Genomic DNA, 18,393 nt, shown 5'->3' with positions numbered 1-18,393 from the left:
CGCTGATCATTTCGCGCGGGTCCCGGTCGGCCTCGTGCACCGGACCATACTCGCGACCCGGTCAGTAGTGCCCTGGTGGGTCACTGGCGGGGAATGATTCGTCTTCCCATTCGTCGACCATCTCGTCCTCGTGGTCATGACGGATCTGCTCTGACTCTGACCGTCCTTCTGAACTGTCGGTCGCCTCGGCGGGGGTGGTTGAAGATTCGTCCCTGCCCTTCTCCGGCTGAGGATTCTCAGACATGGCTACACCTCCCCTCGGCTGTCGGTGCGCAAACCTGATAACTCCATCATGCACCTCCGAGCGCCTCTAGCGATACTGTTTCGGAGGACCTCACGGGCTCCGGTTCGATCCTCTCACCAGCAACGGCGTGATCTCCAAATAGGTGCCGCAGCGCCAGACCCACTCCAGGGGCCCGAAACGGAACCAACGCAGCCACAGCATCGAGAACACGCATTGGACCACAATGACCCCGAGACAGAAACTCAATGCGGAGAGGGCAGACAGCTGACCAGCGCCAACGAACAGCGGAAGCACAGTCACACAGATGACAGTCTGGCCAATATAGTTGCTGAACGCCATCCGGCCGTAGAAGCCCAGGAACGACAGCCAACTCCGCGCGGTCGGCAGACGAAGGAGCAGGATCAGCCCGACGATGTACATGAGGCCGGGGACCATCGCCGTGCGGAACGCGATCTCATGAGCCGCCTCCGTCCCTGTCCCGGCAACGATGGTCCAGACCCAGACAGGTACCGACACCACCAGAGCGATCACAAAGATCCGGGTAACCGGAACCCGAGTTCCTGCGGCGAACAGACCGCGTTCGGCCAGCCAGAACCCGAGGGCCATATGACCCAGTGTGCGACCGAACTCCAAAATCAGCAGCAGTGCTCCCGGAACCTCAGGACCCGCGGCAGAGAGAGTGGAGACCAGGTGCAGAGAATCCGGGATGATCGCCGCAGCGATGGCGACCATGAACAGAATCGACCTCGGCAGGAAGGTCAGCAGCAGAAGCACCAGCGCGAGGCATCCGTACGAGGCCAGCACGTCGATGCCTCCCAGTGCGGAGTTCACCACACCGGCGAGTATGAGTATGAGCATACGTCGGATGTAAACCCAGGTGGATCGGCTCTTCGCCTGCAGTCGGGAGAGGAAGATGAAGACTCCAGTGCCGAAGAGGAAGGCGAAGACGAAGTGGAACTTCCCCAATGCAAGGATGTCAACGACCTGCCACATCACGGCATCGACGCCTCGCGGTTTCCCGGTTTGACCGGCACTGTTGAGGAAATAGGTGATGTTGACGAGCAGGATCCCGGCCATCGCGATGCCGCGGATGACATCGATCGAGACGATGCGATCGTTCGGACGGGAGGCAGTGGGACGAGTGGTGGAGGCTGATGCATCTTTCACGGTCAGCGACCGTACCAGGAACGCAGGTTTAATCGGCAAACTGTCTTGTGATCAGTCTGTCAGTGCCAAGCGGCCCGCTCCTGCTCCCCCGCGACCTGTCCCGGAGTAGAGTGGAGACTCAGACTGATCTGGACGAAGTGGGGTGTTGAGACATGACTGACGATCAGGATCTGCGGAAGAAATCCGAGAAGATCAACGACAAACTCGACGAGGTGGCCTCGAAGGCCAGTGGACCCGACGTTTCGTACGGATCGACTCCCGGATACGTCCAGGACAATGTCGAAGAGGATGCTCAGGCCGCTGCCGAGAACGAAGGTGTGACGCTCTACCGTCACCCGGACGGCTCGCACGAGGCGGTCGACGAATCGAAGATGGCTCCGGAGATCGACTCAGACGACTGACCCGCCACGCAGATGAAGCCCGGCACCTGAACGACCAGGTGCCGGGCTTCTGAGCTTGCCTGCTCCATCAGGCGGTCCAGGGAACTCAGGAACCGGCGGGAGTGTAGTCCGTGCTGCCGGCGAACTCCGGCCGCGGCTTCGGTGCGGCGAAGGGTTCGACACACGTGTTTTCCACCGAGTTGTAGACGATGAAGATGTTCGACCTCGAATACGGCGTGACATTGCCGTTCGAGGCGTGCAAGCAGTTGGAATCGAACATGACCGCACCACCGGCAGGTCCCTCGAGAACATCGATGCCGTAGTCATCGGCGAAGTCAGTCAGAGTCTGCGGATCGGGAGTGCCCGCACCCTGCATGACCAGCGACTTCTTGTAATTGTCCTCCGGGGTGCCGCCGACACAGCTGATGTAGCGCTGATGCGAACCTGGCATGATCATCAGCGGCCCGTTGAACGAGTAGTTGTCAGTCAGCGACAACGACAGGCTCACTGCACGTGGCTCGGGCATGCCGTCCTCGGCGTGCCAGGTTTCGAAATCGGAGTGCCAGGAGAACTCCTTGCCCACGAACCCGGGCTTGTAGTTGATCCGGCTCTGGTGGATGTAGACCTCGGAACCCAGCAGCTGCTCCGCGCGGGCGATGACCCGGGGATCATTGGCGATCTTGCGAAAGATGTCATTGCTGCGGTGGATGTCGAAGATCGATCTGACTTCGTTGGACTTCGCCTCGACGATGGTGGCGTCATCGTCCTTGACCTTCGGGTCATTGGCTAGGCGGTGCAGCTCGGCCCGGAACGTTTCGAGTTCTTCCGGGGTGATGAGCTCGTCGATCGTAAGATAGCCCTTGTCGTCGAAGTGCTGCAGCGTCGCCGCATCGAGGGGCCCCTGCTCGGCCGAACCGAATGCGATCGGGCCCCTGCGGTCGAGGACTTCAGTTCTCTCGCCAGTGCGAGTGGGGTAGAGATCCGTGGTTGTCGACGGTGAAATAACTGTCATCGTTCTCCCTTCCTCGGATGGCGCGAAAGCCTGGTCGCTCCAAAACCGAATCTGTGGGGAACGACGAGGACATTCCGCTTGTGCCGCCACCGTAACAGGGGGATCCGATCGGTGAAACCCCTCAGCAGATTCGTTTGTCCTGGTGGTCGTGTCGCCGTTGAGTCAAGCTGCGCCATTGAGACAAGCGCACCTCCTTCCCATAGTTGAATTAGTATCTGCGTAGCCACGGCCGCGTCGTGGCCCTTGCCGTGTCCCTCGTGCTGAAAGGCAGGACAGATGTCGTCTCCCGCTGACTCCGAGCTTCAGTCCCCCGCCCCTCCCCGGTCGTCGTCGAGACTCGCGCAGGTCCTGCGCAACTACCGGTTCCCGCTGTTCATCCTCACCGGCGTCGTCATCGGCGCGATCATCGGTCTGATCTTCGGCGAGAAAGCCACGGTCATCAAACCCTTCGGTACCTTGTTCATCAACATGATGTTCACCCTCGTCGTGCCGCTGGTCTTCTTCTCCATCTCCTCGGCGGTGGCGGGCATGTCCTCTGCTACGAGGCTGGGCAAGATCCTGGGCAGCATGCTCGGCATCTTCGCCGTCACCGGCGTCATCGCCTCCATCGTGATGATCGCAGCCCTGTGGATCACCAAGGCCACCGAGGGAGTCCAAGTCGAGATGAACCAGCCCAAGGACGTGGAAGAGGTCGGGTCGATCGGCGATCAGCTCGTGTCGACCTTCGTCGTCGATGACTTCTCGAAGATCCTCTCCGCCGAGCACATGCTCGCCCTCATCGTCTTCGCCGTCATCGTCGGCATCGCCACGTCCAAGATCGGTCCGGCAGGCAAACCGTTCGCTGCGTTCCTCCATTCCGGCTCCGAGGTCTTCCTCAAGTTCACCTCGATCATCATGTACTACGCCCCGATCGGCCTGGGTGCCTACTTCGCGGCCCTCATCGGTGAGCTCGGAGCACAGCTGGTCGGCGATTACGTCCGCGCCTTCCTCGTCTACTACCCGGTGGCGATCGGCTACTTCATCGTCGCGTTCACGCTCTATGCATTCCTCGCCGGTGGCCGACGCGGGATCACCGCGTTCTGGTCGAACATCATCGAACCGACGGCGATCTCTTTGGGTACGTCGTCCTCGGTGGCGGCGATCCCGGCCAATCTGCGAACCGGCAAGCGCATCGGCGTTCCTCGCGATATTCGGGAGACGATCGTTCCGATCGGGGCGACGATCCACATGGAGGGCTCGAGCCTGTCCGCGATCCTCAAGATCGCCTTCCTCTTCGCCGTCTTCGGCCGCGACTTCTTCACCCCCGGCAACATCCTCATCGGGATCGCCGTGGCGCTGCTGGCCGGTATGGTCATGGCAGGAATCCCCTCGGGCGGATTCATCGGCGAGCTGATGATCATCACCCTCTACGGCTTCCCCGCCGCGGCCCTGCCCATCATCCAGATCATCGGCACCGTCATCGATCCCCCGGCCACCACCGTCAACGCGGTCGGCGACCAGGCCAGTTCCATGATGGTCGCCCGCGTGCTCGACGGGAAGGACTGGATGGACAAGGCCGATGATTCGGAGATCTTCCCCGCCGAGGCGGCCTCCCCCGAGAATTCTTGATTACGATCCTATTTCGACACCTTCCCTAAAAGGGTCCTTGTCAGTGCCCTCATGCGACTTTTCCACAAGGTTGCATGCGTATATCTCAAAGCTGCGACCTCATCGCAATGTGAAGTTCGCAGAACTGCAACAGTCACTGAGAGTTTTCTCAGGGTCCGTTGTTCGTCGCTCACCTGCAGTGACGATAATCAGCGGGATCGATGACATATCACTGGCGGTCGCTTGCACCGACCGTCACAGCAGGAGGCAATGACGCTATGAACACCACCTTTCGCAATCGAGCAGCAGCACTGTCAGTCGCCGCGATTGCCGGCTTTGCGGGAGTTGCGCTCACCGGCGGATCCGCGCTGGCTGCAACGAACTCCGCAGCAGATTCCGGGTCCGGCGCCGAAGTCAATGTTGCCAGCGATGCGCACAGCGATGGCCATCCGAGGAATGCGTCCGGCTACGCGGATGCGCTTGTGAAGGCGTGGGGTGTCGGCTCCGACGAGGAAGTCAATGAATACGCCACACCCGGCGTCGTCGAAGCCTTGTCCGAGCATGGTGACGAGCATGCGGCTTCGTGGGATCGCATTGCCGCTGACGGAGCCGCCGAATCGTCGTCCGTGGTCTACAAGAACAAGGTCACCGGAGAGCTGCTGACCTTCGGCGTCGACAACAAAGCCGCGACACATGGCCTGCACCCGGCGGTTCACCACGTCCAGTTCAAGGACCGCACCCAGCCGTCTCAGTGAACCAGCCGAAAGCGGGTGGCAAGTAGACTCGGGAACCATGGTTGACCTGAACACATTGCCCCGCCGCCGGTACACCAGCGGACCCACCGCGCTTGAACATCTCGAGCGCCTGAGCACGCAGTTGGGCGGGCCGCAGGTCTGGATCAAACGTGATGACCAGCTGGGTCTGACTCAGGGTGGGAACAAGACTCGTAAGCTCGAGTTCCTCATCGCCGATGCTCTGGCACAAGGGGCTGACACCCTCGTCACCGCCGGCGGGGTGCAGTCCAATCACTGTCGACTCACGCTCTCGGCAGCCAGGCGCGAGGGACTCGAATGTCACCTGGTCCTCGAGGAGGATCTCGGTTCCGACGGCGCGCCGATCCCAGCAGATGCCGGTGGCAATCCACCAAAGCACACGGGCAATTTTCTGCTCTTCGACCTCCTCGGCGCGGATTCGGCTGAGGTTCATCCCAATGGCAGTGACCTCATAGCTCGTGCCACCGAGTTGGCCGGCCAGCTCGAGGCTCAGGGGCGCAATCCCTATGTCATCCCGGTCGGCGGCTCGAACGTCACCGGCGCCCTGGGCTATGTCGACTGCGCACAGGAGCTGCTTGCCCAGTTCGCCGAGGTGGGCCTGGACGTATCGTCGATCGTGGCCCCGAGTGGGTCTGCTGGAATGCAGGCCGGACTCGTCGCCGGCCTGCACGCCGCCGGCAGTCTGATTCCCGTGGTCGGCATCAATGTCAGTCGCACGCAGGAGGACCAAGAGCCGAAGATCGTAGGGCTCGTCGACGAGGTCGCCTCATTCCTCGAACTCCCACCGGTCCCCCGCGATCGCAGCCTCGGCCTGGGCAAGTACTTCGGCACCGGGTATGCGCTGCCGACACCGGGAATGATCGAAGCCGTACGACTCTTCGCTCAGACCGAGGGAATTCTCCTCGACCCGGTGTACACCGGGAAGGCCGCGGCCGGCCTCATCGATCTCATCAGACAGGGACGGTTCGGCCTCGACGAGCATGTGGTCTTCATCCATTCGGGTGGAGTGCCCGGACTCTATGCTCGCGCCGGAGCATTCGCATAGTCTGGAACGAACGACGTACGTCTTCTCAACTGACCTATTTGCGTGACTCACCTACCTGGAGGAAAACACCATGACAGTCTCGACCGCTGATCTCTGGGACGAACGAGGACCAGAACTGGATTCGATCGCTTTGAACTTCGGTGACTTCGGCGCCAAGGACTCGTTCTCCGGTCCGGCTCGAACCGTGCGCTGCTACCAGGACAATGCGCTGGCGAAGACGACTCTGTCCCAGCCCGGCGATGGAGCCGTGCTCATCATCGACGGCGGCGGTTCGATCGCGACCGCACTCATGGGTGACATGATCGCCGAACTCGCCGTGAGCAACGGCTGGGCAGGCGTCGTCATCAACGGAGCCGTCCGCGACCGAGTCGCGCTGTCGTCCATGGGCTTGGGAATCAAAGCCCTGGCCAGCAACCCGCGCAAGAGTTCCAAGACCGGTGACGGTGAGCTCGATGTGACTCTCGAAATCGGTGGAGCCACCATTCGCCCCGGCGCAATGGTGTTCGCCGATGCTGACGGAGTCGTCGTCGAGAAATAGCGAGGCGGGCATCCTGGCCAAGCATCCTGCCAAGCGCAAGGATTCTCACGAGACGATAAGGCTGCGATGCGGTGAGGGTTGTCGCGAACTAGAGTCTGGGCCAGGAGCCATGGCCTTCGCGAGTCATCGATGATCTCCGCTGTTGGTCAGACCGGCTCCGTTGTCAATGACGAAAGGGCCGACTCTCATGAAGGCAGCACGATTCTATGATCGCAATGACATCCGAATCGAAGACATTCCCGAGCCCGAGCTGAAGCCCGGAACCGTCGCAATCGACGTGGCGTGGTGCGGAATCTGCGGAACCGACCTGCACGAGTACCTCGAAGGCCCGATCTTCGTCCCACCAGAGGGACACCCGCATCCGATCTCGGGTGAATCCGCACCGGTGACCATGGGCCACGAATTCTCGGGAACCATCACCAGCCTCGGCGAGGGTGTCTCTGATCTTGAAGTGGGACAGAACGTCGTCGTCGAGCCCTACATCATCGGCGATGATGTCGATACGAGCATCGGGCAGAGTTATCAGCTCTCGCAGGACATGAACTTCATCGGGCTCGGTGGTGGTGGCGGTGGCCTATCCGAGAAGATCGTCGTTCAGCGGCGGTGGGTCCATCCGATCGGTGAGATCCCACTCGATCAGGCGGCGCTCATCGAACCGCTCTCCGTCGCCCACCATGCAGTCGTCCGCTCCGGCGCGAAGCCTGGTCAGGTCGCCATCGTCGGCGGAGCCGGCCCCATCGGGCTGCTCACCGCTGCCGTACTCAAGGCGGAGGGCCTCACCGTCTTCATCTCCGAGCTGTCCGAGGCGAGGAAGAAGATGGCGCTCTCAACAGGAGTAGCCGACGAAGTCCTGGACCCACGAGAGGGTGACGTTGCCGAAACGGTCCGTGAACGCACAAACGGCCAGGGCGCAGACGTCGGGTTCGAGTGTTCATCAGTGCCGGTGGTACTCGACATGCTGCTCGACGCGGTTCGTCCGGGAGCAGTGATCGTCAACGTCTCCATCTGGGGCCACAAGCCTGAAGTCGATATGCCGAAGCTTGTGCTCAAGGAGATCGATCTGAGAGGAACCATCGGCTACTCGGGAGACCATCCCTCCACGATCGAACTCGTCCGCAGCGGGAAGATCGACCTCTCACCCTTCATCACCGGGCGCATTGGGCTCGATGAGTTGGTTACGGGCGGCTTCGACGAGCTCATCAATAACAACGAGCAGCATGTGAAGATCATCGTCGATCCTCGAGCCTGATCTGCCAGACGATGTCCTGGTTGGGCTCCGCCTCAACTGGGGTGGAGCCCATCCGCGACTCGGCGATCCTCACGAACAAAGGACTCATCGCTCAGGCCGTCATCGGGTGATTCGGCCCGGAGTCAGATGAGATCGGTCGCGAGCTTGTGAATCCCCGCGTGCTTGCGCTTCAGCGATGCACTGAGTCGAAGTCCTGGTCAGCCGAGTCCCACACCGTGTCTGCTTCGACGGCCTCGCCACTTTCGGTCAGGTCCTTAACGGTGTCGGTGCTGAACATGTATGACCAGGTGCCTTCATCAGCAGTGCCGGTGACCATGAGCATGTCATAGTCGAACGCGGCGTTTCCCGCGCCTTGAACCGCGTCGGCGGTGGCCTTCTTATCGGCGTTCGGCTGTCCGTCTGAGGGGAACTCGACGTGCAGGCGGTCGACGTCTCTTGCATGGTCGAAGTCCGGGTTGCTCTCGGACTCACGGTGCACATGAACCTCATCGATGCTGCTGCGAAGGAAGTCACCGAGCACATCGGTGCTGTCGAAGTCGCTGGTGGGCACCTCGGCGCTCTGTCCCGGTTCGATATCATTCGAGTCGGACTCTTTGGCGCTGCAGCCGCCGAGCGCAAGGGCACAAGCCACGGTCAATGCCGAAACGAGATGAGGAACAGACTTCATGGTTCCACCCTATCGACATCCGACCAGCTCGCTGCACTCCGGTCGCTCCTCAAACACCAATCCGATCAGCCGCTCGGGTGGGATCAGACGAGGACCTCGATGAGTCGCGGACCCGAATCGGCCAGGCCCGCGCGGAAGTCGCGATCAAGGTCTTCGATGGTCTCGACTCGCGTCGCCGGTACACCCATGCCGTGGGACAGCGAGACCCAATCGATGGCGGGGTTGCCGATGTCGAGCAGAGATTCGGCCTTGGGCCCGAAATCGGGGACACCGACATTGGACATCTCATTGCGCAGAATCTGATATTTCCGATTGGCGAAGATGAGCACGACGATGTCGAGCTGCTCCCGCGCGTAGGTCCACAGTGACTGCGGGTTGTACATTCCCGAACCGTCGGATTCGAGAACGACGACCTTCCGGTCGGGACTCGAGATCGCAGCCCCAGCACCGACGGGAAGCGCCCAGCCGATGGATCCGCCGGTGCCGCCGAGGTAGTCGTGGGGTTGTGACCCAGCCGTCTGTGCGTAGAAGTCCCGGCCCGTGGTGATGGATTCATCGAGAACGATCGCGTTCTCGGGGATGGCTCCCGAGAGCCACGCGGCGAGCTTCGCCGCAGTGATGGTCCCGCTGGGAACAGGCGCCGGAGCCAACTCCGCGCGCAGAGAAGACCGTTCACGTGAACTGCGGGCCGCCTCGGCGAGGCGCCTGTCCGTCGGTCCAGCCCCGACTGCCTGGTGAAGGTCTTCAAGTGCCTGCAGCGAGTCGGCACCGATGGGACTGAGCGTGAAGAAGGTGGTGTCCGGTGCGGTGAGCACGCTCGGCTTGTCGGGGTAGGCGAAGAAGGCGACGGGCGGTTTCGCGTCGACGAAGATGAGCGAGTCGAAGTTCTGCAAGAGCTCGACAGACGGCTCGACCGGGTACGGAATCTTCGTCACCATCGGCCGACCGGCACCTCGTTCTGTCCGTGCGGCAAAGGTCTCTGCCAGCAATGTCGCACCGGTCGCCTCGGCGATCTGGACAGCCACTTCCAGCTGCGACGAGCGCAGGGCACGCCCGCCGAGGAGGATGGCTGTGCGTGGGCCTGAAGCTCGCAGTCGGACAGCCGCGGCTTCGATCTCGGCCGGATTGGCTGAGACCGGGGTGGGCGCGATCGCGTTCGGTGGCTGGGTGTACTCATCGGCACTGTTCCACGCGGTGTCGGCGGGGAGGATGAGCGAGCTGATCTGTCCTGAGAGGCTGTAGCCGATGGCATCCGCGGCGTCCTTGGCGATGGAGTTCGCCGATGGTGAGGTGCGCACCCAGTTGCTGAAGGGCCGCAGTGCGCCTTCGATGTCAGAGGTCAGCGGTGCGTCGAGGCTCCGATGGTAGCCGGCATGATCGCCGATGATGTTGACCATCGAGACCCGGGCCCGCAGAGCGTTGTGGAGACTGGAGAGACCGTTGGCTGCACCTGGACCCAAATGCAGCAGGGTGGCCGCGGGCTTGTCGAGCATCCGCGAGTAACCGTCGGCGGCCCCGGTGACGACGCCCTCGAAGAGACCGAGCACACCGCGGACATGAGGCTGCCGATCCAAAGCTGCCACGAAGTGCATCTCCGAGGTGCCGGGGTTGGCGAAGCAGACCTCGATTCCGTTGTGACCCAACGTCTCCAGCAGGCTCTCGGCGCCATTCATGCCATCATCTCCCTTGAAGTCGGCCACGGAGGACTTCAGCATCCGTGATCAGCAGTTCATTCAGTCTTATCACGGCGTACTGATGTGTCGCTCGAGCGTCTGAATCGACGACCGGGAATATTCGCCTTGCACTCTCGGTTACACCACTATAGAGAGATAGTTGAATCTTCAATTTTTGATCGCAACCATTCGCTTAGCCAGGAGGGGGACATGAACGTCACCGAGAACACCACAGCAACCGATACCGTATCGCCTGTCGTCAACGACACCCTGCTCAGCGCTGCCACCGGAATGGACGCCGTCACCCTGCGCGTCGGCGATCTCGAGAAGATGTCGACCTACTACTCGAATGCCCTCGCGATGGAGCCCCTCGAAGAGGTGTCGCGCGGCAGTGAGATCCACCGTGTGCTCGGTCGCGGGGTCACTCCCCTGGTCAAGCTCGTCGCCATACCCAACCTGCCCGGGGTCGACCACACCCAGGCCGGTCTCTTCCACACCGCTTTCCTGTTCGAGAACCAGGCTTCCCTGGCTGCGACCGTCGCCCACGCCGCACAGAACACGAACAGCCAGTTCGTGGGTTCGAGCGACCACCTCGTCAGCGAGGCCTTCTACTTCACCGACCCGGAGAGCAACGGCATCGAGCTCTACGTCGACCGCGACCGCTCGGAGTGGAAGCATTCTGCCGATGGTGAAGTCCGCATGGACACGATCTACCTCGACCCGAACGCCTTCCTGGCCGAACACCTCGACGAGCAGACGCTGGCTCAGGCCAACACCCTGCCGGGCATCATCGGCCACGTCCACCTGCAGGTCGGCGACGTGCCGACGGCTCACCAGTTCTATGTCGACGCCCTCGGCTTCGAGCCGACGCTCGCCTCAATGCCCGGCGTCCTCTTCGCCTCGGCCGGTGGATACCACCACCACGTCGCGATGAACACCTGGAACAGCCGCGGTGTCGGTCCACGCGCAGCCAGCCTCGGCCTCGGCGATGTCGCCATCACCGTACCGGGCCGCGAGGACCTCGACGCACTGGTCGCTCGCCTCAGCGCACACAAGATGGACTTTGCCGACGACGGCCGCTCGGTCCGCGTCTCCGACCCATGGGGCACGCAGGTGACTCTGGGCATCGGCGGCAGCTCGATCGATCAGACCCTGACACGGTGATCTCAGCTTTCAGCCACGGGCCAGCCTGACAGCTCGCTCACTGTGCGGCTGAGGCTGAAACATCCGGCCGCGGATCCAGCCGGCGCAATAGCTGAGCGTTGACTGCGACGACGATCGTGGAGATCGACATGAGAATCGCGCCCACGCTCATCGGCAGCACGAAGCCGATGGGCGCCAGGACACCGCCAGCGAGTGGGACCGAGATGAGGTTGTAGCCAGCGGCCCACCACAGGTTCTGCTTCATCTTCCGAAACGTCGCCCGCGAGAGTTCGATGACCGACAGCACGGACCGGGGATCATCGGAGGCCAGGATGACTCCGGCCGAGCCGATGGCCACATCGGTACCGGCTCCGATGGCGATGCCGACATCGGCCGCCGCCAAGGCCGGCGCATCGTTGACTCCGTCGCCGACCATCGCGACCTTGCGACCCTCTCCCTGCAGCTCAGCAACCTTGGCCGCTTTGTCCGCAGGGTGGACCCCGGCGAAGACGCGGTCGATGCCGAGTTCGGCGGCCACGGCCTGGGCAACCGCCTCGGCGTCGCCGGTGATCATGACCACCTGCGCACCACGCCCGTGCAGCGCGTCGACGGCTTCGCGAGATTCAGGTCGGATCTCATCGGCAAGTTTGAGTGCGCCGATGACGCTTCCATCAACGATGACGTGAAGGATGATGGCACCCTCCCTGCTCCACTGCGCAGCGAGCGGAGCTTCGCCCGCACCGTGCTCACCGAGCAGATTCGGCCCACCCACGGCCACCTCGGCGCCATCGACCTGAGCCTTGACGCCGACCGCTGGGGAGGACGAGAAATTGGTCGCCACCGGTACATCGAGACCACGGTTCCGGGCAGCGCGAACGATCGCACGCGCCAAGGGGTGCTCACTGTCTGCCTCTGCAGCTGCGGCGAGCGCCAGGATCTCCCCCTCGGTGCGGTTCTCGGTCGTGACCTCAACCGCGGTGACTGTCGGTTCGCCCTTGGTCAGGGTGCCGGTCTTGTCGAAGAGCACCGAATCGACTGTGCGCATCATCTCCAGCGCCAGCCGGTCCTTGATGAGGACGCCGCCGCGGGCTGCCCGCTCGGTGGCGATGGACACGACGAGCGGGATGGCCAGGCCCAAAGCGTGGGGACAGGCGATGACGAGGACGGTGATCGTGCGCACGACTGCCGAGTCCGGCATACCTACCAGGGACCACACGATTGCGGTGACAACGGCGGCGCCGAGGGCGAACCAGAACAGCCAAGCCGAGGCCTTGTCGGCGATGCGCTGGGCCCGTGATGTCGAGTTCTGTGCCTCGGAGACCAGCTTCTGGATCCCGGCGAGCGCAGTGTCATCACCGGTCGCCGTGATCTCCAGGCGCAGTCCGGAGTCGGTGGCGACTGTGCCCGCCACGACGGTATCGCCTTCCGCGCGGCGAACGGTCGTCGATTCTCCCGTGACCATGGACTCGTCCATGCTGGCCGAGCCGTCGATGACCCGGCCGTCGGCAGGGACCGCTGCACCAGGGCGGACGACGACAGTGTCGCCGAGTCTGAGGTCGGCTGGATCGACCATCACTGTTTCGCCGTCGACGATCGTCTCTGCTTCGTCGGGCAGCAGCGCCGCCAGACTGTCCAGCGCCGAGGTGGTCTGTGCCAGGGAGCGCATCTCCAGCCAGTGCCCTGCCAGCATGATGACGACAAGCAGCGCCAGCTCCCACCAGAAGTCGAGCTCGGCATCGAGGAGTCCAAGTGAAGAACCCCAGGAGGAGAGGAATGCGACGGTGATGGCCAGTGCGATGAGGAGCATCATCCCCGGATTGCGATCCCTCAGCTCGCTGAGCCCGCCGGTCTCCGAAACCGCATAGCCCACGAGGTGGCCGAACATGGGGCTGAAGGCGATGACCGGGATCGCGATGACGAGCATGATCCAGAACAGCCGCCGGAATTGCGCGACATGGTCGCCGTGACCAGCATGGCCACCGTGGCCCTCGTGGTCGCCATGAGGGCCACGGTGGCCATGCTGGTCACGGCGACCATGTCGCGCAATTCCGGCGGCTGTTCTGGATCATGCTCGTCATCGCGATCCCGGTCATCGCCTTCAGCCCCATGTTCGGCCACCTCGTGGGCTATGCGGTTTCGGAGACCGGCGGGCTCAGCGAGCTGAGGGATCGCAATCCGGGGATGATGCTCCTCATCGCACTGGCCATCACCGTCGCATTCCTCTCCTCCTGGGGTTCTTCACTTGGACTCCTCGATGCCGAGCTCGACTTCTGGTGGGAGCTGGCGCTGCTTGTCGTCATCATGCTGGCAGGGCACTGGCTGGAGATGCGCTCCCTGGCACAGACCACCTCGGCGCTGGACAGTCTGGCGGCGCTGCTGCCCGACGAAGCAGAGACGATCGTCGACGGCGAAACAGTGATGGTCGATCCAGCCGACCTCAGACTCGGCGACACTGTCGTCGTCCGCCCTGGTGCAGCGGTCCCTGCCGACGGCCGGGTCATCGACGGCTCGGCCAGCATGGACGAGTCCATGGTCACGGGAGAATCGACGACCGTTCGCCGCGCGGAAGGCGATACCGTCGTGGCGGGCACAGTCGCCACCGACTCCGGACTGCGCCTGGAGATCACGGCGACCGGTGATGACACTGCGCTCGCCGGGATCCAGAAGCTGGTCTCCGAGGCACAGAACTCGACATCACGGGCCCAGCGCATCGCCGACAAGGCCTCGGCTTGGCTGTTCTGGTTCGCCCTCGGCGCCGCCGTTGTCACCGCAATCGTGTGGTCCCTGGTAGGTATGCCGGACTCGGCAGTCGTGCGCACGATCACCGTCCTCGTCATCGCCTGTCCCCACGCTTTGGGCCTGGCCATCCCGCTCGTCGTGTCCATCGCCACCGAGCGGGCAGCCCGCGGCGGCGTCCTCATCAAGGACCGGCTGGCGCTGGAGATGATGCGCACAGTCGATTCGGTGCTCTTCGACAAGACCGGCACCCTGACCAAGGGCGAACCGACAGTCACCGCGGTTGAGGTCACGACCGAGAACCGCACCGAGGGGGAGATCCTGGCGCTCGCCGCAGCTGCAGAGGCAGACAGTGAGCACCCCTTGGCGCGTGCGATCGTTCGCGCTGCCCGGAACCGTGGTCTCGATGTACCGGTGGCGACCAATTTCTCGTCCTCCCCAGCGGTCGGCGTCAAGGCTCAGGTCGATGGCGCCGAGGTGGCCGTGGGTGGGCCGAATCTGCTCGGTGAGCACGGTGCGGGCGAAGCTCCGCTCGCTGCGCAGTGGAGCAGGGAGGGTGCCATCATCCTTCACGTCATCGTTGATGGAAGCGTCATCGGCGCACTCAAACTTGCCGATGAGATCCGACCTGAATCTCGCGAAGCCGTCGACGCGCTGCACGGGCGTGGTGCGCAGGTGGTCATGATCACCGGCGACGCCGAGGCGGTTGCCCAGGCCGTGGCCGCCGAACTCGGCATCGACCGCGTCTTCGCCGGGGTCCACCCTGCGGACAAAGCGGCCAAGGTTGCTGAGCTGCAGGGAGAGGGTCGCAAGGTCGCGATGGTCGGCGACGGAGTCAACGATGCGCCGGCCTTGGCGGCGGCCGATGTCGGCATCGCCATCGGAGCCGGTACCGATGTGGCCATCGGCTCGGCCGGAGTCATCCTGGCCTCCGATGATCCCCGGTCCGTGCTGTCGGTCATCGAACTCTCGCGGGCGACGTTTCGGAAGATGAAGCAGAACCTGTGGTGGGCCGCTGGCTACAACCTCATCTCGGTCCCACTCGCTGGCGGTGTCCTGGCGCCCATCGGCTTCGTGCTGCCGATGAGCGTGGGCGCGATTCTCATGTCGATCTCCACGATCGTCGTCGCAGTCAACGCTCAGCTATTGCGCCGGCTGGATCCGCGGCCGGATGTTTCAGCCTCAGCCGCACAGTGAGCGAGCTGTCAGGCTGGCCCGTGGCTGAAAGCTGAGATCACCGTGTCAGGGTCTGATCGATCGAGCTGCCGCCGATGCCCAGAGTCACCTGCGTGCCCCATGGGTCGGAGACGCGGACCGAGCGGCCGTCGTCGGCAAAGTCCATCTTGTGTGCGCTGAGGCGAGCGACCAGTGCGTCGAGGTCCTCGCGGCCCGGTACGGTGATGGCGACATCGCCGAGGCCGAGGCTGGCTGCGCGTGGACCGACACCGCGGCTGTTCCAGGTGTTCATCGCGACGTGGTGGTGGTATCCACCGGCCGAGGCGAAGAGGACGCCGGGCATTGAGGCGAGCGTCGGCTCGAAGCCGAGGGCGTCGACATAGAACTGGTGAGCCGTCGGCACGTCGCCGACCTGCAGGTGGACGTGGCCGATGATGCCCGGCAGGGTGTTGGCCTGAGCCAGCGTCTGCTCGTCGAGGTGTTCGGCCAGGAAGGCGTTCGGGTCGAGGTAGATCGTGTCCATGCGGACTTCACCATCGGCAGAATGCTTCCACTCCGAGCGGTCGCGGTCGACGTAGAGCTCGATGCCGTTGCTCTCCGGGTCGGTGAAGTAGAAGGCCTCGCTGACGAGGTGGTCGCTCGAACCCACGAACTGGCTGTTCGTGTTCTGTGCGGCGTGGGCGACGGTCGCAGCCAGGGAAGCCTGGTTCTCGAACAGGAAAGCGGTGTGGAAGAGACCGGCCTGGGTGTGGTCGACCCCGGGCAGGTTGGGTATGGCGACGAGCTTGACCAGGGGAGTGACCCCGCGACCGAGCACACGGTGGATCTCACTGCCGCGCGACACCTCTTCGAGGGGCTCCATCGCGAGGGCATTCGAGTAGTAGGTCGACATCTTCTCGAGATCGCCGACGCGCAGGGTGACGGCGTCCATTCCGGTGGCAGCGCTGAGCAGGGTGTCGTTGACGACAGGCGATACGGTATCGGTTGCTGTGGTGTTCTCGGTGACGTTCATGTCCCCCTCCTGGCTAAGCGAATGGTTGCGATCAAAAATTGAAGATTCAACTATCTCTCTATAGTGGTGTAACCGAGAGTGCAAGGCGAATATTCCCGGTCGTCGATTCAGACGCTCGAGCGACACATCAGTACGCCGTGATAAGACTGAATGAACTGCTGATCACGGATGCTGAAGTCCTCCGTGGCCGACTTCAAGGGAGATGATGGCATGAATGGCGCCGAGAGCCTGCTGGAGACGTTGGGTCACAACGGAATCGAGGTCTGCTTCGCCAACCCCGGCACCTCGGAGATGCACTTCGTGGCAGCTTTGGATCGGCAGCCTCATGTCCGCGGTGTGCTCGGTCTCTTCGAGGGCGTCGTCACCGGGGCCGCCGACGGTTACTCGCGGATGCTCGACAAGCCCGCGGCCACCCTGCTGCATTTGGGTCCAGGTGCAGCCAACGGTCTCTCCAGTCTCCACAACGCTCTGCGGGCCCGGGTCTCGATGGTCAACATCATCGGCGATCATGCCGGCTACCATCGGAGCCTCGACGCACCGCTGACCTCTGACATCGAAGGCGCACTGCGGCCCTTCAGCAACTGGGTGCGCACCTCACCATCGGCGAACTCCATCGCCAAGGACGCCGCGGATGCCATCGGCTACAGCCTCTCAGGACAGATCAGCTCGCTCATCCTCCCCGCCGACACCGCGTGGAACAGTGCCGATGAGTACACCCAGCCACCGAACGCGATCGCGCCCACCCCGGTCTCAGCCAATCCGGCCGAGATCGAAGCCGCGGCTGTCCGACTGCGAGCTTCAGGCCCACGCACAGCCATCCTCCTCGGCGGGCGTGCCCTGCGCTCGTCGCAGCTGGAAGTGGCTGTCCAGATCGCCGAGGCGACCGGTGCGACATTGCTGGCAGAGACCTTTGCCGCACGGACAGAACGAGGTGCCGGTCGGCCGATGGTGACGAAGATTCCGTACCCGGTCGAGCCGTCTGTCGAGCTCTTGCAGAACTTCGACTCGCTCATCTTCGTCGACGCGAAACCGCCCGTCGCCTTCGCCTTCTTCGCCTACCCCGACAAGCCGAGCGTGCTCACCGCACCGGACACCACCTTCTTCACGCTCAGTCCCATCGGTGCCGACTCGCTGCAGGCACTTGAAGACCTTCACCAGGCAGTCGGGGCTGGACCGACGGACAGGCGCCTCGCCGAGGCGGCCCGCAGTTCACGTGAACGGTCTTCTCTGCGCGCGGAGTTGGCTCCGGCGCCTGTTCCCAGCGGGACCATCACTGCGGCGAAGCTCGCCGCGTGGCTCTCGGGAGCCATCCCCGAGAACGCGATCGTTCTCGATGAATCCATCACCACGGGCCGGGACTTCTACGCACAGACGGCTGGGTCACAACCCCACGACTACCTCGGCGGCACCGGCGGATCCATCGGCTGGGCGCTTCCCGTCGGCTGGGGCTGCGATCTCGAGTCCCGACCGGAAGGTCGTCGTTCTCGAATCCGACGGTTCGGGAATGTACAACCCGCAGTCACTGTGGACCTACGCGCGGGAGCAGCTCGACATCGTCGTGCTCATCTTCGCCAATCGGAAATATCAGATTCTGCGCAATGAGATGTCCAATGTCGGTGTCCCCGATTTCGGGCCCAAGGCCGAATCTCTGCTCGACATCGGCAACCCCGCCATCGATTGGGTCTCGCTGTCCCACGGCATGGGTGTACCGGCGACGCGAGTCGAGACCATCGAAGACCTTGATCGCGACTTCCGCGCGGGCCTGGCCGATTCGGGTCCGCGACTCATCGAGGTCCTCGTCTGATCCCACCCGAGCGGCTGATCGGATTGGTGTTTGAGGAGCGACCGGAGTGCAGCGAGCTGGTCGGATGTCGATAGGGTGGAACCATGAAGTCTGTTCCTCATCTCGTTTCGGCATTGACCGTGGCTTGTGCCCTTGCGCTCGGCGGCTGCAGCGCCAAAGAGTCCGACTCGAATGATATCGAACCGGG

General features: G+C 63.2%; 16 protein-coding genes and 1 pseudogene. 10 read left to right on the top strand and 7 right to left on the bottom strand.

Going from position 1 to position 18,393, the window contains the following annotated elements:
- Positions 1-61: 61 nt before the first annotated feature.
- Complete coding sequence (locus HX613_RS03670; RefSeq protein ID WP_235344125.1) at positions 62-244, bottom strand: hypothetical protein; 183 nt, start codon at positions 242-244, stop codon at positions 62-64.
- A 90-nt stretch (positions 245-334) separates the two neighbouring features.
- Positions 335-1,411: a DUF418 domain-containing protein gene (locus tag HX613_RS22505; RefSeq protein ID WP_235344124.1), complete on the bottom strand. Its 1,077-nt coding sequence runs from the start codon at positions 1,409-1,411 to the stop codon at positions 335-337.
- 152 nt (positions 1,412-1,563) lie between these two features.
- Between HX613_RS22505 and HX613_RS03660 the strand changes: the two genes are divergently transcribed.
- Positions 1,564-1,812, top strand: a complete 249-nt coding sequence (locus HX613_RS03660) for a hypothetical protein (RefSeq protein WP_235344123.1) — start codon at positions 1,564-1,566, stop codon at positions 1,810-1,812.
- A gap of 85 nt (positions 1,813-1,897) precedes the next feature.
- Here HX613_RS03660 and thpD read toward each other — a convergent pair whose 3' ends face one another.
- A complete protein-coding gene (gene thpD / locus HX613_RS03655) occupies positions 1,898-2,803 on the bottom strand; it encodes an ectoine hydroxylase (protein WP_235344122.1) in 906 nt (301 codons plus the stop codon).
- Between the two features lie 276 nt (positions 2,804-3,079).
- Between thpD and HX613_RS03650 the strand changes: the two genes are divergently transcribed.
- The 5 genes from HX613_RS03650 (at position 3,080) to HX613_RS03630 (ending at position 7,995) form a co-directional block, all read left to right on the top strand.
- Entirely contained in the window at positions 3,080-4,411 is a 1,332-nt protein-coding gene (locus tag HX613_RS03650; RefSeq protein ID WP_235344121.1) for a dicarboxylate/amino acid:cation symporter, read from the top strand.
- Positions 4,412-4,668: 257 nt separating this feature from the next.
- On the top strand, positions 4,669-5,145 hold the full coding sequence (locus tag HX613_RS03645; protein WP_235344120.1) for a hypothetical protein: 477 nt from the start codon (positions 4,669-4,671) through the stop codon (positions 5,143-5,145).
- A gap of 37 nt (positions 5,146-5,182) precedes the next feature.
- The gene (locus tag HX613_RS03640) at positions 5,183-6,208 is read left to right on the top strand and encodes a D-cysteine desulfhydrase (RefSeq protein WP_235344119.1); all 1,026 of its coding nucleotides are present in this window, start codon (positions 5,183-5,185) and stop codon (positions 6,206-6,208) included.
- A 70-nt stretch (positions 6,209-6,278) separates the two neighbouring features.
- Positions 6,279-6,746, top strand: a complete 468-nt coding sequence (gene rraA, locus HX613_RS03635; protein WP_235344118.1) for a ribonuclease E activity regulator RraA — start codon at positions 6,279-6,281, stop codon at positions 6,744-6,746.
- A 187-nt stretch (positions 6,747-6,933) separates the two neighbouring features.
- Positions 6,934-7,995, top strand: coding sequence for a 2,3-butanediol dehydrogenase (locus HX613_RS03630; protein WP_235344117.1), 1,062 nt, complete (start codon positions 6,934-6,936; stop codon positions 7,993-7,995).
- Positions 7,996-8,164: 169 nt separating this feature from the next.
- On the opposite strand, the gene HX613_RS03625 is transcribed toward HX613_RS03630, so the two are convergent.
- Positions 8,165-8,662, bottom strand: coding sequence for a hypothetical protein (locus tag HX613_RS03625; protein WP_235344116.1), 498 nt, complete (start codon positions 8,660-8,662; stop codon positions 8,165-8,167).
- An 83-nt stretch (positions 8,663-8,745) separates the two neighbouring features.
- Positions 8,746-10,377 (bottom strand): acetolactate synthase large subunit, encoded by a 1,632-nt coding sequence (locus HX613_RS03620; protein ID WP_235344115.1) that lies wholly within the window; start codon positions 10,375-10,377, stop codon positions 8,746-8,748.
- A gap of 168 nt (positions 10,378-10,545) precedes the next feature.
- Here HX613_RS03620 and HX613_RS03615 point away from each other — a divergent pair, with 168 nt between their 5' ends.
- A complete protein-coding gene (locus tag HX613_RS03615) occupies positions 10,546-11,499 on the top strand; it encodes a VOC family protein (RefSeq protein WP_235344113.1) in 954 nt (317 codons plus the stop codon).
- A gap of 37 nt (positions 11,500-11,536) precedes the next feature.
- On the opposite strand, the gene HX613_RS03610 is transcribed toward HX613_RS03615, so the two are convergent.
- Positions 11,537-13,402 (bottom strand): heavy metal translocating P-type ATPase, encoded by a 1,866-nt coding sequence (locus tag HX613_RS03610; RefSeq protein ID WP_235344114.1) that lies wholly within the window; start codon positions 13,400-13,402, stop codon positions 11,537-11,539.
- Between the two features lie 143 nt (positions 13,403-13,545).
- Between HX613_RS03610 and HX613_RS03605 the strand changes: the two genes are divergently transcribed.
- On the top strand, positions 13,546-15,411 hold the full coding sequence (locus HX613_RS03605; protein ID WP_235344114.1) for a heavy metal translocating P-type ATPase: 1,866 nt from the start codon (positions 13,546-13,548) through the stop codon (positions 15,409-15,411).
- Positions 15,412-15,448: 37 nt separating this feature from the next.
- Here HX613_RS03605 and HX613_RS03600 read toward each other — a convergent pair whose 3' ends face one another.
- A complete protein-coding gene (locus HX613_RS03600; RefSeq protein WP_235344113.1) occupies positions 15,449-16,402 on the bottom strand; it encodes a VOC family protein in 954 nt (317 codons plus the stop codon).
- A gap of 168 nt (positions 16,403-16,570) precedes the next feature.
- Between HX613_RS03600 and HX613_RS03595 the strand changes: the two are divergent.
- Together HX613_RS03595 and HX613_RS03590 are read left to right on the top strand one after the other, a co-directional pair.
- Positions 16,571-17,794: pseudogene (locus tag HX613_RS03595) on the top strand (acetolactate synthase large subunit); the annotation flags it as partial.
- Positions 17,736-18,206, top strand: coding sequence for a thiamine pyrophosphate-dependent enzyme (locus tag HX613_RS03590; RefSeq protein WP_235344112.1), 471 nt, complete (start codon positions 17,736-17,738; stop codon positions 18,204-18,206). The pseudogene HX613_RS03595 and the gene HX613_RS03590, both read left to right, overlap by 59 nt.
- The last annotated feature ends 187 nt before the right edge of the window (positions 18,207-18,393 follow it).

This window comes from Brevibacterium sp. UCMA 11754, from assembly GCF_021532275.1.
Taxonomy (GTDB): Bacteria; Actinomycetota; Actinomycetes; order Actinomycetales; family Brevibacteriaceae; genus Brevibacterium.
The sequence above is the reverse complement of the archived record's forward strand: the minus strand, read 5'-3'. Positions and strand labels throughout refer to the sequence as shown.

Bases quoted from the DNA above. Each gene is read 5' to 3' on its own strand.
- HX613_RS03670 (WP_235344125.1), bottom strand. From the start codon at position 244: ATGTCTGAGAATCCTCAGCCGGAGAAGGGCAGGGACGAATCTTCAACC.
- HX613_RS03660 (WP_235344123.1), top strand. From the start codon at position 1,564: ATGACTGACGATCAGGATCTGCGGAAGAAATCCGAGAAGATCAACGAC.
- thpD (WP_235344122.1), bottom strand. From the start codon at position 2,803: ATGACAGTTATTTCACCGTCGACAACCACGGATCTCTACCCCACTCGC.
- HX613_RS03650 (WP_235344121.1), top strand. From the start codon at position 3,080: ATGTCGTCTCCCGCTGACTCCGAGCTTCAGTCCCCCGCCCCTCCCCGG.
- HX613_RS03645 (WP_235344120.1), top strand. From the start codon at position 4,669: ATGAACACCACCTTTCGCAATCGAGCAGCAGCACTGTCAGTCGCCGCG.
- HX613_RS03640 (WP_235344119.1), top strand. From the start codon at position 5,183: ATGGTTGACCTGAACACATTGCCCCGCCGCCGGTACACCAGCGGACCC.
- rraA (WP_235344118.1), top strand. From the start codon at position 6,279: ATGACAGTCTCGACCGCTGATCTCTGGGACGAACGAGGACCAGAACTG.
- HX613_RS03630 (WP_235344117.1), top strand. From the start codon at position 6,934: ATGAAGGCAGCACGATTCTATGATCGCAATGACATCCGAATCGAAGAC.
- HX613_RS03625 (WP_235344116.1), bottom strand. From the start codon at position 8,662: ATGAAGTCTGTTCCTCATCTCGTTTCGGCATTGACCGTGGCTTGTGCC.
- HX613_RS03620 (WP_235344115.1), bottom strand. From the start codon at position 10,377: ATGCTGAAGTCCTCCGTGGCCGACTTCAAGGGAGATGATGGCATGAAT.
- HX613_RS03615 (WP_235344113.1), top strand. From the start codon at position 10,546: ATGAACGTCACCGAGAACACCACAGCAACCGATACCGTATCGCCTGTC.
- HX613_RS03610 (WP_235344114.1), bottom strand. From the start codon at position 13,402: ATGCTCGTCATCGCGATCCCGGTCATCGCCTTCAGCCCCATGTTCGGC.
- HX613_RS03605 (WP_235344114.1), top strand. From the start codon at position 13,546: ATGCTCGTCATCGCGATCCCGGTCATCGCCTTCAGCCCCATGTTCGGC.
- HX613_RS03600 (WP_235344113.1), bottom strand. From the start codon at position 16,402: ATGAACGTCACCGAGAACACCACAGCAACCGATACCGTATCGCCTGTC.
- HX613_RS03590 (WP_235344112.1), top strand. From the start codon at position 17,736: ATGAATCCATCACCACGGGCCGGGACTTCTACGCACAGACGGCTGGGT.